At 64.0% G+C, this 14,992-nt stretch carries 10 protein-coding genes; 3 read left to right on the plus strand and 7 right to left on the minus strand.

The annotated features are described in order from the left end of the window. The first annotated feature begins 17 nt into the window (after positions 1–17). From KF712_17900 to KF712_17910, 3 genes are all read left to right on the plus strand, one after another. The gene (locus tag KF712_17900) at positions 18–3,704 is read left to right on the plus strand and encodes a DUF1553 domain-containing protein (protein MBX3742863.1); all 3,687 of its coding nucleotides are present in this window, start codon (positions 18–20) and stop codon (positions 3,702–3,704) included. Positions 3,705–3,753: 49 nt separating this feature from the next. Then, positions 3,754–5,022 carry a DUF1501 domain-containing protein gene (locus tag KF712_17905; GenBank protein ID MBX3742864.1) on the plus strand — a complete coding sequence of 423 codons (1,269 nt, stop codon included), beginning with the start codon at positions 3,754–3,756 and terminating at the stop codon, positions 5,020–5,022. 76 nt (positions 5,023–5,098) lie between these two features. Beyond that, on the plus strand, positions 5,099–5,758 hold the full coding sequence (locus KF712_17910) for a PEP-CTERM sorting domain-containing protein (GenBank protein MBX3742865.1): 660 nt from the start codon (positions 5,099–5,101) through the stop codon (positions 5,756–5,758). A 13-nt stretch (positions 5,759–5,771) separates the two neighbouring features. Here the strand turns inward: KF712_17910 and KF712_17915 are convergent, their stop codons facing one another. From KF712_17915 to KF712_17945, 7 genes are all read right to left on the minus strand, one after another. Beyond that, a complete protein-coding gene (locus KF712_17915; protein MBX3742866.1) occupies positions 5,772–7,163 on the minus strand; it encodes a hypothetical protein in 1,392 nt (463 codons plus the stop codon). Continuing rightward, on the minus strand, positions 7,160–8,497 hold the full coding sequence (locus KF712_17920; protein MBX3742867.1) for a hypothetical protein: 1,338 nt from the start codon (positions 8,495–8,497) through the stop codon (positions 7,160–7,162). Before KF712_17920 ends, KF712_17915 begins: the two co-directional genes overlap by 4 nt. Further along, a complete protein-coding gene (locus tag KF712_17925; GenBank protein ID MBX3742868.1) occupies positions 8,484–9,992 on the minus strand; it encodes a hypothetical protein in 1,509 nt (502 codons plus the stop codon). The genes KF712_17920 and KF712_17925 overlap by 14 nt, the downstream gene beginning before the upstream one ends. Further along, positions 9,989–10,987 (minus strand): terpene cyclase/mutase family protein, encoded by a 999-nt coding sequence (locus KF712_17930; GenBank protein ID MBX3742869.1) that lies wholly within the window; start codon positions 10,985–10,987, stop codon positions 9,989–9,991. Before KF712_17930 ends, KF712_17925 begins: the two co-directional genes overlap by 4 nt. Continuing rightward, positions 10,984–11,610, minus strand: coding sequence for a hypothetical protein (locus KF712_17935; protein MBX3742870.1), 627 nt, complete (start codon positions 11,608–11,610; stop codon positions 10,984–10,986). Before KF712_17935 ends, KF712_17930 begins: the two co-directional genes overlap by 4 nt. Further along, the gene (locus tag KF712_17940; protein ID MBX3742871.1) at positions 11,607–14,249 is read right to left on the minus strand and encodes a hypothetical protein; all 2,643 of its coding nucleotides are present in this window, start codon (positions 14,247–14,249) and stop codon (positions 11,607–11,609) included. The genes KF712_17935 and KF712_17940 overlap by 4 nt, the downstream gene beginning before the upstream one ends. A gap of 119 nt (positions 14,250–14,368) precedes the next feature. After that, complete coding sequence (locus KF712_17945) at positions 14,369–14,977, minus strand: MBL fold metallo-hydrolase (GenBank protein MBX3742872.1); 609 nt, start codon at positions 14,975–14,977, stop codon at positions 14,369–14,371. Between the last annotated feature and the right edge of the window lie 15 nt (positions 14,978–14,992).

Here is a 14,992-nt window from a genome sequence, read left to right on the forward strand (position 1 = left end):
AGCTTATCCTGTTCCTGATGTCACGCCCTTTCCACCTGTTCCTCGCCGCCGGCTTGCTCGCAACGTCCGTTGGCCGCGCCGAACACATCGACCCCACCACCGCGATCGCCTCCTGGACCTTCGAGGATCCCAAGGACATCAAGGGGGTGTGGGAGAGCAAACCCGGTGTCTCCGTTCCTGGTCCCACCAACCCGGTCTATCCCCATTTCTCCGTCTCCAACAAGGCGATGCAGTTCAATGGCAAGGGGATGGAAACCGCGCTGGTGGTGAAGGACAACGGCGCCGACGGCCCCGGCAGCCTCCGCATCCACCAGGGCGAGTCGCTCACGCTCGAGGCATGGGTGAAGCCTGGCAACGCAGCGGGACAGGAAATCTACCTCATCGGCAAGGGACGCTCCCACAAGCCCGCCTTCGGCACCACGAACCAAAACTACGCGCTGCGCGTGAAACGCGGCGCGAACGGCCTCCAGGTCGGCTTCATCTTCTCCAGCCACGACGGCACCGGCGGCGACCGCAAGTTCCACGTCTGGTGGAGCGACGACAACCAGCAGCAGCAGCAGACCTCCGCATGGCACCACGTCGCGGTGACCTATACCTTCGGAAAGGGCGACAGCCTGAAGGGCTACATCGACGGCCGCGCCGTCGAGGGTGTGTGGACCTTCGCCGGAGTCACCGACCGCGCGCCGGTCACGGATGCGGATGACCTGGTCATCGGCACCGGCATGACCCGCGGCCCGGGCCAGACGCTCAACGGAGCGCTCGACAACGTGGCCATGCACCGCACCGCTCTCTCCTCCGAGATCATCCGCAAGCGCTACGCCTTCACCCCTCCGGCACCTGCCGTCACCCGCGGGGATGTTCCCGAGGGCAAGGTGCTCATCCAGGTCTGTGAGAAGGAAGTTCCCAACGACCGCTCCTGGCCGGAGTCCACGCCGATCCCGGAACTGACCTACACGGAGGACGCCTTCGGTCTGTTCGAGATCCCGCAGAAATACATCGCTTCCGGAGTCCGTGCGGACCGCTACCCGGCCTTGGTGCGCGCCGCCGCCATCGTTGACATCCCCGCCGGCAAGCACCGCCTGCTCCTCCGCTCCCGTGGCGGCTCGCGCCTGTTCATCGAGGGCCGGCAGATTCTCACCACTTCCTTCGCGAAAGGTGATACCGGCGGCCACGGCAAAACCTCCGAGCAGGACAAATACCTCAACCTCGGCCCGGACTTCCGCTTCGCGCCACCCGGCAACCGGGAGAACTGGACCGAGTTCGAGTCGAAGGGTGGAAAGCAGCTCATCCTCATGGAAACCATCATCGGTGTGGGATCACAGCGTCCCGAGCTGGGTGAGACCGTGGTGGCCATTTCCCCGCAGGGCAGCCAGCACTGGCAGCTCCTCAGCCCCGGCTCCACCGTCTTCCCCTACACCGACGCCGGCTGGACCGAATACGAAAAGGAACGCCGCCCCCGCATCGCGGAAATGAACACGAAAGAGCGGGCGAAACAACGCGCCACCCAGAAGGAATACTGGGACCGCCGCAAAAAGGCCTCCACCGACTGGCTGGCCTCCACCAAGGAAGTGCCGGTGCCGGAACTGCCCGCGGGACACGCCGCCAACAACCCCATCGACAACTTTGTCGCCGCCCGCATCACCGAGGTGGCCGCCGGCAGCAAGCCGGTCCCGGAGGGAGGCGTCGACTACTTCCGCGACATCCGCCCGATCCTGGAAACGAAGTGCTATGACTGCCACCGTGGCAGCAAGGTGAAGGGCGACCTCCGCCTCGACAATCTGGCTGACACCCTGACGGGTGGCTCCGACGACGGAGCGGGCATCACCCCCGGCAAGCCGAAGGAAAGCTCCATCTACCACCGCATCATCACGGATGATAAGGATCTCATCATGCCTCCGAAGGGTGATCCGCTGTCGAAGGAAGAAATCGCGCTCATCGAAAAATGGATCGCACAGGGCGCCAACTGGCCGGAGTTCCAGGTGAAGTCTTTCGAGCCCACCCCGCTCACCAACGACCTCGATTTCCTCCGCCGCGTGACGCTGGACACGACCGGCGTGGTGCCAACCGAGGAAGAGATCGGAGCTTTCCTCGCCGACAAGGCTCCGGACAAGCGAGCCAAGGTGATCGACAAGCTTCTCGCGGACCCGCGCTGGGCGGACCACTGGACCAGCTACTGGCAGGATGTGCTGGCGGAGAACCCGAACATCATCAACCCCACCCTCAACAACACCGGCCCGTTCCGCTGGTGGATCCATGAGTCCCTCGTGGACAACAAGCCGATGGACCTCTTCGTCACCGAGCTGGTCCGGCTGGAAGGCTCCGACCGCTACGGCGGCCCCCGCGGTTTCGGCACCGCGACCCAGAACGACTCCCCCATGGCGGAGAAAGGAGCGGTGGTCGCCGCCGCATTCCTGGGTGTGGAGATGAAATGCGCCCGCTGCCATGACGCCCCCGCGCACGAATGGCTGCAGAAGGATCTTTTCAACCTCGCCGCCCTGCTCAACCAGGAACCGGTGAAAGTCCCCGTCACCTCCAGCGTGCCGATGGACAAGCTGCACGAAGGTGGACGCAAGCCGCTCATCAAGGTGACCCTCAAGCCCGGCACCGAAGTGCAGCCGGAGTGGCCGTTCAAGGACTTCGTCGATCCGGCGCTGGCGGACACCCTCGCCGCCGATCCGGCGAACACCCGCGACCGATTCGCGGCGCTCATCACCGCACCCCAGAACGATCGCTTCGCCAAAGTCATCGTCAACCGCCTGTGGCAACGCCTGATGGGCCGCGGCATCGTCGAGTCCGTCGCCGACTGGGAAAAGGGTGAAGCGACCCACCCGGAGCTGCTCGACTGGATGGGCAGGGAGTTCGTCCGTTCCAACTACGACTTCAAGGCGGTCGCCCGCCTCATCCTCAACTCCCAGGCCTACCAGCGTGCGACGGATCCCACCCTCACCGCCCCCGGCCCCCTCTACATCTCCCCGGCACCCCGCCGCATGACGGCGGAGCAGATCGTGGATTCCCTGTTCGCCGCCACCGGAAGGCCGTTCGACCTGGAGGAAGTGAGCCTCGACCTGGACAGCAACCGCAGCGTGACGAACTCCATCACGATGGGCGTGCCTACCCGCTCCTGGATGCTGGCTTCCACCTCCAACGAGCGCGACCGCCCCAGCCTCTCGCTGCCGAAGATCCAGGCCGTTTCCACCGTGCTGGAAGCATTCGGCTGGCGCGGCGCGCGGCAGGATCCGGTCAGCATCCGGGACAACGCGCCGAACACGCTCCAGCCCGCCATCATTTCCAATGGCACCATGGGTCACTGGCTCACCACCCTCAGCGATGACCACGGCCTGACCGCGCTCTCGCTGGAGGACCAGCCGCTCGACCAACTGGTGGACCGCATTTACCTCCGTCTGCTCACCCGCAAGCCGACCGCCGAGGAGAAGAAGACCACGCTGGACCTCCTGGGACCGGGCTATGAAAAGCGGATCCTCGCCGCCAAGCCGAAGGCAGCCACCGGGGAGCGCCACCGTCCGTATTACTTCACCTGGTCCAACCACCTCGACGGCAAGGCCAACGAGCTGGCCGTGATCGAGGAGGAAAAAGTCCGCCGAGGCAAGCCCGCCACCGAACGCCTCCAGCAGGACTGGCGCGAACGCCTCGAAGACCTGACCTGGACACTGCTCAACACCCCCGAATGGCTCTTTGTCCCATAACGATTCCTTCCATCCGGATCACGAAACTCCAAATCCATCCACCTTTGCCATGAACCGCCGCCAATTCCTCCGCACCTCCGCCCTCGCCTCACTCGCCACGCCCGCGCTGGCGAACTCCTCCATCGCCCACATGCCGAAGGGCAAGGCGGAACACTGCATCTTCATCTGGCTCGGCGGCGGCATGGCACAGATCGACACCTTCGACCCGAAGCGCCGCGGCAACCCGAAGTCCACGCCGAAGGTGCCAGGGTCCGACTACGCCTCCATCGACACCTCCGTTCCCGGCGTCCAGTTCACCGAGCATCTGGCCCGCACCGCGAAGCTCGCGGAACATCTGACCGTCGTCCGCACCATCAACCACCGCGTCGTCGATGAACACGCCTTCGCCACGAACATGGTTCACACCGGACGCATGATCAGCGGCACGGTCACCTATCCATCGATCGGCTCGCTGGTCGCGCACCAGCGGGGTGCCGCGGACGAAAAGGTGCCGGCCTACATGCTCATCGGCTACCCGAACGTGAGCCGCGGCCCCGGTTACCTCGGGCCGAAGGCGGGCTTCGTCTATCTGACGGACACCGACAGCGGTCCCGCCGGTTTCTCCCGTCCGGAGGGTCTCATCTCCTCACGGGTGGACCGCCGCCAGCAACTGCTCGGCAAGATGAACTCCGGCATCCCCGGTGATTCCACCATCGCCGAGTATGAAGAGGCACAGGCCGAGGCTCTCCGCCTGGCCGGGCCGGGATTCATGCGCAACTTCAAGCTGGATGAGGAACCCGCCGCACTCCGCCAGGCCTACGGCTCGGAGTTCGGCCAGCGCTGCCTCCTTTCCCGCCGCCTCGTCCAGGCAGGGGTCCGTTTCATCGAGGTCTCCCACAACCTCAACTTCGTCAACGGCACCGGCTGGGATACCCACAACGACGGTCAGGAAAAGCAGCACGTCCTCATCCAGGACCTCGACCAGGCCCTCTCCGCCCTCATCATCGACCTGAAGGAAAAAGGCCTGCTCGACAAGACCCTCATCGCCCTCGGCACCGAGTTCGGACGCCCGCCGGAGTTCGACGGTGGCGGCGGCCGCGGCCACCAGGGCACCGCCTTCAGCCTCGTGCTGGCGGGTGGCGGCCTCAAGCACAGCGGGGCCTACGGTGTGACGGACGAACTCAGCAAGAAGATCGTGGAAAACCCGGTGAGCATCCCGGACTACCACGCCACCATCCTCGCCGCGCTGGGCATCGATCCATCGAAGGAACTCAACGAAGCGGGCCGCCCGATCCCGATCACGGATGGCGGCAAGCCGATCTCCGCGCTTTTCACCTGAGGACGGTGTTTCAATCCTTTCCTCCGGCCCTTTCTTCTGCCAGACATCGGGATCGCCCATTCATAAAACCCAGATCATGAAAAACCCCCTCATCGCCACCCTCGTGGCATTCACCGCCGCATGTCCCCTGCAGGCTGCCATCATCCTGGTGGATTTCGGCCCCTCATCCGGAAACACGACCGGAACCCCTGATACCTGGAACAACTTCAACGGCTTCGCAGCAGGGTCGAACCAGGCGCTCAACACCAGCACCAACGCGGCCTCCAACTACACCCTCACGCTCAACGGCGCCGTCAACCATCTCAATGATGATCCGGCGCCAGCCGCACCCACCAGCCCACCAGCCCCCTTCACCCCCTTTTCGGTGACCCGGGATGGCATCTTCACCACGGCCACCACCACCATCACCCTGTCCGGGCTTGAGGCGGGGCTGACCTACAGCATCTCGCTCTACTCCTATGTCAACCGGGATAGCACCCGCCTGACCCGCTTCGCCATCGACGGGACCAACATCGACGTGGAGCCGGCCCGGCTCGCGGGTGCAACCTCCGGAGCGGTCGCCACCTTCTCGAACATCACCCCCACTGCAGGCTCCATCACCATCACGGCGTCGAGCCAGGCATCCACCAACTGGATCCTGAACGCGATGTCCATCAGCTACGTCCCGGAGCCGTCATCGGCAATCCTCGCACTTTCGGGCGCAGGGCTGTTCTGCATCCGCAGAAAGCGGGCCTGACCGCCGACCCCGCTCACCAGTCCTCTTTCGCCCGCATCGCGTCCAGTTGCGGGTTGTAGATGTTGAATTCCAGACGGTTGAAGGCTTTCAGGTCGAAATCCGCCGTGCCGAAGTTCTGGCTGAACCCGCGGACCTTGTCCTCCCCGAACGACTCAAGCCGGAAGACCAGCGAACTGCCATCCACCAGGGATGCCCGGACATCCCCGATCATCCGTTTCGGTTCCTCCAGGCTCGCGGGCTTGAGCGCGATGTCACGAAAGCGGGCGACCGGCAGTTTGATCTCATCGAAGCTGGTCTTCAGCGTGATCACCCCTTCGGAGATCGAAAGCACCTCGCCGGCAATGCTGTCACCATTCCTCAGCATCATGCGGCCTTCCAGGCTCCGGTCCTTCACCGGGCGCGCTTCGGCCTGCTCTTCCCCGAACATCTCGATGTTCCTGAAGCGGTTGCCCATTCCATTTCCCGGAGGGGGCGTTTCGTCAAGGATGCCATCCCATGCGGAAAGCTCCATGTTCGAGACCTTCAGCCGCCCGTTGTCATGGCATACGAAATGGACTGTCCGGCCCAGCACCTCCGGATTCATCCCTTGGTCCACCCATGACTCGATGATCCTTCCATTGACGTAGAGGGCCAGGGTCTTGGTCCGTGAACTCGCCCGGATCTCGATCTTCGCCTTCTCATTCTGCAACAGTTCCTGCACGGATGCCTGCGGCTGGAGGAAATTCGGGTTCCCGCCGCAGCGCTGGACCTGGATGCTCCGGCCGCGGAACTTCACCTCATAGCCATTCTCCGGCTGGTCCGTGGAGGCGTCGTCGGAATAGACGATCACGGTGAGATGAATCTGGTTCCGCCAGGTGGCGTCGAACGACAAGCGGAATCCATCCGGCAGTTCCATATCCCGGGCGATGCCGCCCGGCTCCACGGAAATGAATGCGCCGCTCCGGTATTTCCATGGCGCGGGTTCGGTCGAAAGCGTCCAGCCCTCCAGCGAAGACGGCCCGGCATACAGGAGCTTCGGACGGTCGGAGATCTTCAGCTCGCGCACCATCACCCGCGGGAATTTCAACCGGCCGGCATACCAGGTATCCAGCTCGATGGCGTCGTCCGTCACCGAGGCGATCTCCCCCTTCACGGTGTCCCCGCGTGCAAGGGTGAGGGTCGCTTCATGGCTGGATGGCAGGGAGGGCATCCGTCCTGACAGGGCGACATCCAGGACTTCCTTCGCCCGGAATGCCGCGGGTTTCGTCTGGATCGCTGAATTCCAGACCACGGTGTCGCGGGAAAGGGATTCCAGCGATCCGGGCAGTTGATCCTCATTGGCGAAGCGGATCACCGCGTCCTGCTTCTCCTGCGCGGCAGCGGAGGCCGCCGCCAGGACGAGCAGCATGAGCATGCGGCGCATCATGGTTCACCCTCCTTTTCTTCCAGCCGCTCCAGGGCGGTGACTTCCCGGCGCTCCAGCACCAGCGGACCGAGAAGGGGATGGGTTGCCTCGATCCGGTCCCCCGGAAAGGAACACGAAGCCACCCGGATGATCCCCTGTCCGCGCAACCGCAGCGCGAAAGGATGGAACACTTTCCCCGGCACCTCCCCGGCGGTCTTGAAGAACACGGTCGAAACCTCGGACTCGGGCAGTTCGATGGCAGTTTCCTGGAAATCGCTCTTGAAGACGAACAACGGTCCCTCCGGCCCGGGCTTGATGGAAAGCAGGTTGCCGCCGAAACGGTCCCCCCGCTTTTCGATCAGCGCGTCCACGGTCGCATCCCCCCGGTCCTCCGTGCGGTGGCGGTCACCGTCATGGTCCCACTCCGCGATCTCCACGCCGCTGATGGTCATGTGGGTCTCATTCCCCGCGGTGCTGGAGAAGGCGATGCCGCCCCCCTCCGGGGGATTCGCCACCGGATCGCCAAAGCGACCCTCCGGCTCGTCATTGAGGAAAAGATGGAGCATGGAATTCGTGCGATCGACCCGGATCTCCACCCGCAGGTGGTTCTCCGGATACTGGTCGGGACGGCGGTTGAGCGACAGCAGCGTGGTGGACCGGCGTCCGCCTTTGGCAGACTCCCGCCTGACCTCGATCCCCCCGTTGCCGAACTGGAACAGGTAGCGGTCCGCCACCTGGGCGGAAGGCAGCAGCGGATCGGCGAAATGGAACTGGAACGAAGGATTGCCGCTCCAGGACAGGTTGAACTTCACGGAAAACTGCGCCATCGGCTCCAGTTTCCGGACCAGTCTCCCCTGGCCCTGGACGCTCCATGCCCCTTCGTCGAAGTTCCAGTTGTCCCCCTGCGGCCCCTCCGGCTTCATGTCTTCGAAAGATCCGCCGCGGGGATAGATGACCTTGTTCGGGTGGATGCCCATCACGAGGGACTTCAGGGCGGAGCGGGGGATCAGCAACCTGCCCGCCATGGGTGACATCACCGCCAGTTGCCGGTCATCCAGGGATTCGATCTCCACGGGGAGGACGTCCCCGTTGTTGAGTTCCACCCTGCATGAGGGCGGATCCCCGCTCTCATTGTCGTTGCCGAAGGCGACCTTCCGCACCGCTTCCGCGCGGAGGAAAATGGGTTCCTCCGCCAGGGAAGACTCCAGTTCCACCACTCCTTCGCCATTGATCGAGCGCACGGTGCCGCTCAGGCGTCCCTCCCCGGACAGGGAGATGAGGTCGGCCCGGAGGTTTCCCGCCACCACCAGCATGACCATGGAGGCCGCAAGCATGAGGCGGTCAGAACTGGACATCCCAATCATCGAGGAAACTGTTGGATGGGTTGAAATCAAGGATGGTCGCCGGAGCCAGATCGATGTTCCACTCTCCTGCGGAGGGGGTGAGCAACCGGACATGGGAGGCGGTACCCTCCACAGGTTTTCCGGTCACCCTGCCCAGCGGCGCCAGGTGGATGGTCATCTCCCCCGCGGTGGATTCCAGCGGCTTTGCGAGGCCCCCACGGGCGAAGCGGATCTCCGCAAGGTCATCCAGCGGGAAGCGGAAGCCACCGTATCTTCCCTCCAGGAGGACCATGCCATCCTTGAAGCCGGTGACTTTTCCGGAAAAGCGGTCCGTGCCATTCGCCAGCAGGACGATGTCCTGATCCTCCACCTGCAGGCTGCGGGCGGAGTCCGGCATGCCATTCCACTCCGCCATCGCGATGTCCGAAATGCGGACCGGGGAATTCATGCTCTGCACCATGAAGCCGAAGCCCCCTCCCTTCCCGGAATAGGTCGTGGTACCCGCCCCGGCAGGACCCTCGCTCCACTGGCCGAAAAACTCGTCATTGATGAAAAGCGAGATCTCCCCGGACTGGCGGTTGCAGCGCAGCTCCACCGTCACATTGTCCGACTCCCCGAGGCGGGCGCTGTAGCTGTTCGAGCGGATGGCTTCGACCGAAGGCTTGCCGCCTTCATCAAAACCGGCCCGGTAGAGCAGCACGCTGTTGCCGCTCATCTGGAGGACATAGCTGCTGCCGAAAAGCTTGGGGAACGAGGAAGCATCCGCAGGGAACTGGTTGGCGGCCGCGTTCCCGATGACCTCTTCCCCGGCCGCCTGCGGCCGCTGGAAGTCGGCGTGGAAAGCGAAGGCCATCGACATGCGGTTCTTCCACGCGAGGCTGAAGCGCAGCACGGAACGGTCCGGCATCCCTTCCTTCCGGACCAGGGCGGTGCCGGGCCGGGTGCCCTGCCAGTACCAGGCGGAGCCGGAGAATTTCCAGTGGCCGGGCTTGGTCGGGTCATCCTTGGCATCTTTCCCGGCTGTCTCCGCCGGGACCCCATCGGGCACGGCCATGTTGACGGCGCTCCATTCCTCTCCTTCATACGGGCCATGGTAGATCAGCCTGCCGCCAAGCGGGCTGGGGGCCACCATCGCCACACGCTCCCTTGGCAGTGTGACGGATCCGGCGAAGGAAGTCTCCAGCACCACGGATTTGTCATCCAAGGACTTCAGCACGCCGGGAATCCTGTCCCCATCGACAAGCGTGACACAGGAAAGGGAGGCCATCGGCTTCCTGGGCCTGCCGCCATTGAGAACCACCTGCCTGACCTCCGAGGAGGAAAGCTCGATGGCTCCCGTCACATCCTCCCGGTTCCATGCTATCTTCGCGCCCGTCCCGATCCCGGCGAAGGTGCCGTGGAGCTGGTCGCCATTCGAAAAGCGCAGCAGATCCTGGCGGGGCGGCTCCTTCTCCGCGGATGCGGTCAGGGCGCCGAGTGCCAGCAAGATGGAAAGTCGGAGGATCATTTTTCGTAGATCGGCAGGTAGCGGTAGTTCAGTGCCAGGGAGAGGAGCGCGCCCGCGGTGTTGAAGGATGCACCCTGGTTTCCGGGGAACGAACCATCCCTCCCCTGGAGGGTCGCCATGTAGCGGATGTTCCTCTGGTTCCACTCCCGCCATGTGTCCTCATCCGCATGGAAGAGAGCCTGCGACATGTAATATTCGTAGTAAAACGGGTAGTAGCGGTCCCGGTAGTCGAGGTTCTTCTTCAGGAACTCCAGGCTGGCCTTGTAGGGCTTCGAGTCACGCTCCTTCGCCAGCGAGAGGCAGAGCGATCCGATGGCGGTGAGGGTGGGCTTCCCGCCGCTGGGCGAGGTGTAACCTACGGAGCCGTCCGCACCGCGGCACTGGGCGATGTAGGCCAGACCGTCGTTGATGGCCTTCTGCGGCACCTCCAGCCCGGCGTTCCGCGCGGCGAACAGGGTCACCAACTGGCCGCCGGTCACGGTGGTGTCCGCGTCCTTGCTGTCCGGCTGGTAGCGCCAGGCCTTGAACTTGTTCCGATCCTGCGCGGAGAGGATCAGGGCGACGGCTTTCTTCAGAGCGGCCGCCACATCGGGATGGTCGATGACGCCGTAGGCCTCCGCCAGCGCCTTGGTGGCGAAGCAGTGGCTGTACATGTTGTTGCCGATGTAGCCGTTGGTGTCGTTCTGCTCGGAAATGATGTAGTCGATCGCCTTCCGGATCACGGCGGCGTGGGGGCCGTTGTTGGGATCCTCCCCGTGCGCCAGGAAAGCGGCCACACAGAGGCCCACCACGCCCGGCTCGGAACCCACTCCATCGTCCCAGTGTCCGCGCGCGTTCTGGCTCTTCGCCAGATACTGGAGGCCGCGCTCATAGATGAGCTCCACCTGCTGGGGGATGACATCTTCCTTCCGTCCAGGCAGATCCTGGGAAAACGCCGGAGCACCCATGCCTGAAAAAGCGAGGGACGCACAAAGGATGGACCGCGGCATGATCATTTCCCCTTCTGCCCGGCCCCCCGGTTGTAGGCATCCAGCGCCCGATGGAACTCCTCCGGCAGAGCCTTCCCCGCACTGCCCGCCGCCTTCGGAACTTTCCTCGCCACGGATTTCTCGTTCGCGTCACCGGTGATGTTCCCGTTCGGTGTGTCGGACTCACCGAACTTGTTGCCCGGCCCACCCTGGTCGCCGCCGGGTTGGCCCTGTTGCTGGCCCTCCCCTTGTCCGGGTTCCTTGCCCATCATGCGCTCCATCATGTCCATCATCGCGCCACCGGCCTGGCCGCTGCCGTTCTGCTTCTGCCGCTCCTTCGCCGCGGCATGGATCTTCTCGATGATCTCCGTCTGCGCGGCGATGGTCCGGCCTCCGGTATCCGGCTCCAGGAGCCAGTCCGTGGCTTCGTCCATGATCCCCTCCACCTCTTCCAGAAGCTTGATGACCTGCGGGACGGTTTCCTCGATGGTGAGCTGCTGGACGTCCGCGGAAAGCTCGTCCTGATCCTCCGCCAGCTTCCCGGAGCCTTCCCGGTGCTGCTGCATGACCGCCTCCTTGTCCACCGGTCCGGCGGCAAGGGAAACCCCACAGGCCAGCAGGGCGAAGATGATGTGATGCGGAAATTTCATGGTTCGGTCCCCTCCTTGCGGATGTCGGCGGATCTCCTGAGTTGTTCGAGCGCCCGTGTCCGGGAACGCAGGTCCTGCTCCTGCTGGATCATCTTCATGACGCGCAGCATGAACTCGAAATCCTCATCTTCCGGGCTGCGCTCGCCGCCACCACCGCCACCGCCGGCCATGTTGTTCTTCTTGTTCTCCTCATCCAGTTTCGCCGCCCACTCCGCGAGCCGCTTCGCCCATTCCTCGTTCTTGTCGGAACCGATGGATGATTGGTTGGTGCCGAAGCTGGAGCGGATGTCCTCCAGCGCGACATCGATCTGTGAGTCCTTCATCTCCACCAGGATGGTGTTGAACATCTCCTGTTTCGTCCGGGCGAAGTAGTGGGTGAGGTCCTCCTGGATCCACCGGATGTCCGATCCGGTGTCCGACTGCTGGCGTCCCGCTTCCGTAAGGATCCGCGCATCCGCCGGGTCCAGTTCGCTCATCCGGAGGCCGAAAATTTTCTCCGCCGCCTGTCTCAGCGTATCCTTCACTCCGTGCAGTTCGGAGGAGGCCTTCTTGAGGCGGTTCACGAAGGTGCCTGCCTCGAAGCGGCGGTTCGCATCGTTCGCGTTCTCAACCGCCTCCTGCATCTTTTCGACCACCCGTTTCTGTTCCTCGACCGCCTCCGCGAGATCCTTCTCCGTCTTCTCCGGTGTGCTGGAGGGGTCCTGGGAATCGCCCAGCTTCCCGCGGACTTTCGGCATGTCCTTTCCGGAAAGCTCCTGGAGGGACTTCAGCGACTCCGCCATCTTGCGCAGCGTTTCCTTGTCGATCTCCCCGTTGCGCGCGGAGTCCTGCATGAGCTTCTCCATCCGCTCCGTCAGTTCCTCCATGCGGTTGAGGTTCTCCGCCTCCGCCTGTTCCTGGATGTCCAGCCGCTTGCGGTTCTCCTCTGTCTGGAGTTCCTCGCCTGTCAGTTTCTCCAATCGCTGGTTTTCATCGAGCTGGTTCTGCTCCCGGCGGGCCACATCCTCCAGTTCCGTGATGGCACGGTCGAACTGGCTTTTCAGCATCTGCGCGTGTTCGTCCCGAGTGAGGACATAGATCGTCACCGGCTCCGAGTAGATCCGGCCGCGTCCGGGGAAATAGTCCTCCACGAACGCACGCAGCATGATCTTCTGCGGGGCGATGCCCACCGCAGCCGGAGAGAACGCCACCGGCCTGCTGAGGCGCCTGTCCTCCGGATTGCCCTCCGCCAGCTTCATCTCGCCCGCAGCGGGAGTCTCGCTGGTCGGACGGGTCGATTCACCCCTCCACTCGATCCCGCTGACTTTCACGCCGAAATCATCTTCCGCCAGTGCCTCGAAATCCACGGTTTCCTCCGGCAGCATCACCTTCTGCCGGTCGATCCCCTGGAGGTAGGCCGCCGGGGCGGCATCCCGGAAGGCATCCACCCGCACCTTGAACTCCGCCCCTCCCGCAAGTCCCAGCTTGTCCTTCCACGTGAACGGAATCTCGAATGGCCGCGCACCCACCGTGACCGGCGGGGTGGATGCGACCAGCCCCTTCAGCGACAGGGAACCGGACACCGGCCCGAACGCGCCTTCCTGTGGAAAATCGGATGCGATTTCCTTCGTCGGGCCATAGTCCGCGGAGGCGAGCGGGCGGTTCGTGGCGAAAGAAATGACCACCTCACTGCCTTCGACGGCGTTGAAAAAGGCACCGTTCAGTTCGAGCACCCTGTCCGGCACCTGGAGATAGGCCGGTGGCTTCACGTGGACGGACAGCTTTTCCGCGGTGGGCCGCAGCACCGGTTCCACGGCCACCTCATGCCGTGCGTCCCCGATGTTGAAGACGATGGTGCCTTTCTCCTGCTGGCCGGGGAACGCGAAGCGATAGAGATCCCCCGCCCGCTTCGCGGAAATCTCCGGCTGCAGGCCATAGCGGCCGACACCATCCACGGGGCGGTTCTCCGAATTCTTGTGGAGTTTCAGGACGATGTCGAACGTCTCGCCGAACGGCACGGCGAGCTTCGCAGGCGGAGAATCCAGCAGGGTGAAAGTATAACGCTCCGTATCGGAAAGCGGCATCAGCCAGCGCTGGAGCGCGTTGATCCCGGCCCGCGGCGTGAAGGTGAAAGAAGCCGCCGCCACGATGAGCAGCAGCAGCGCCACCATCCCCCAGCGGCGGTGCTTCGGTGGTGGCAGCGCTCCATCCAGCTTGCGCTTTCCGGTTTCCACCGCCACGGCCTCCATGGCGGCCGCCCGCAGCCGCGGGGACAGCGTGTCCGAATTTCCCGTCTGGTTCTGAAGCTCGATGACGCCGAGCAACCGGTCCCCCAGCCCCGGATACCGCCGGGCGATCAGGCGGGCCAGCTCCGATTCCCGGCGGTGACGCCAGACCCAGCGGTGCAACCAATACGGCGCGAACACCGCGAACAACGAAACCCCGCCAAGGAGAATCCCCAGCCGCACCGTCCCCGGCGTCTGCCAGACCCGGTCCAGTCCATACACCAGCAGGAATGAGAAAACCAAGCCCACCACCCCGGCGATGCATGCCTCCAGCACCTTGATCCGCCACAAATGGCGGCGGAAATCATCAAGCTGCCGACGAAGCCCCTCCGGGATCACGACCGTTGATTCGGGTGACTGGGAAGGATCAGGCATGATGAATTTCAGGCAACGGAAGGGACTCTACCAACACCCGGAGTCTCCCAGAGGAAACGCGGGTTTTCCAGCCGTTTTCTCACCATCTGGAGCGATGCCATGCCCCGCTTCCGTCTTTTTCAGGCGAGGTAGGGATTTTGCCTCATCTCGTGGCCGATGGAGGTGGCGGGACCGTGCCCGGGAAAGACCTTCGTCTCCGGTGGCAGCGTCAGCAACTTGGTCAAAATGCCGTCCAGAAGCTGCTGGGTGCTGCCTCCCGGCAGGTCCGTCCGGCCGATGGATTCCGCGAACAGGGTGTCCCCGGAAAACAGCACCCCATCTCCCTCCAGATAAAACGTCACACTGTCCGTCGAGTGCCCCGGCACGTGGGCGAGGCGGAGGGTTTTCCCGGCGATGACCAGCGGCTCGCCGATGGTGAATTTCCGGTCCACTTCATACGGCACCACCGAAATGGGCAGCCCCCAGCCGCGGGCGGCTGACTCCAGGGTGAGGTCCTTCGAGTAGTCCTCCAGCGCATGGAGCCGCGCACCGGCGGCCTTCAGCGCGGCGGCGTCCGTGACGTGGTCGTAGTGCTGGTGGGTGAGCAGCACGTCATCCACCCGCACGCCCTTCGCGGCGATCCAGCGCGTCACCCCCTCCGGAGCGTCGATGAGGAAATTACCGTCCGGAGTTTCAACGAGGTAGCCGTTCGTCTGCACGAACCCGCCGGTGTAAATCGAGAGTTTCATTGGGAAAAGTGGCCG

It is taken from the genome of Akkermansiaceae bacterium (genome assembly GCA_019634595.1).
Taxonomy (GTDB): Bacteria; Verrucomicrobiota; Verrucomicrobiia; order Verrucomicrobiales; family Akkermansiaceae; genus Luteolibacter.

What these genes read in the sequence shown, in the direction of transcription:
- KF712_17900 (MBX3742863.1), top strand. Translation starts at nt 18, where the DNA reads ATGTCACGCCCTTTCCACCTGTTCCTCGCCGCCGGCTTGCTCGCAACG.
- KF712_17905 (MBX3742864.1), top strand. Translation starts at nt 3,754, where the DNA reads ATGAACCGCCGCCAATTCCTCCGCACCTCCGCCCTCGCCTCACTCGCC.
- KF712_17910 (MBX3742865.1), top strand. Translation starts at nt 5,099, where the DNA reads ATGAAAAACCCCCTCATCGCCACCCTCGTGGCATTCACCGCCGCATGT.
- KF712_17915 (MBX3742866.1), bottom strand. Translation starts at nt 7,163, where the DNA reads ATGATGCGCCGCATGCTCATGCTGCTCGTCCTGGCGGCGGCCTCCGCT.
- KF712_17920 (MBX3742867.1), bottom strand. Translation starts at nt 8,497, where the DNA reads ATGTCCAGTTCTGACCGCCTCATGCTTGCGGCCTCCATGGTCATGCTG.
- KF712_17925 (MBX3742868.1), bottom strand. Translation starts at nt 9,992, where the DNA reads ATGATCCTCCGACTTTCCATCTTGCTGGCACTCGGCGCCCTGACCGCA.
- KF712_17930 (MBX3742869.1), bottom strand. Translation starts at nt 10,987, where the DNA reads ATGATCATGCCGCGGTCCATCCTTTGTGCGTCCCTCGCTTTTTCAGGC.
- KF712_17935 (MBX3742870.1), bottom strand. Translation starts at nt 11,610, where the DNA reads ATGAAATTTCCGCATCACATCATCTTCGCCCTGCTGGCCTGTGGGGTT.
- KF712_17940 (MBX3742871.1), bottom strand. Translation starts at nt 14,249, where the DNA reads ATGCCTGATCCTTCCCAGTCACCCGAATCAACGGTCGTGATCCCGGAG.
- KF712_17945 (MBX3742872.1), bottom strand. Translation starts at nt 14,977, where the DNA reads ATGAAACTCTCGATTTACACCGGCGGGTTCGTGCAGACGAACGGCTAC.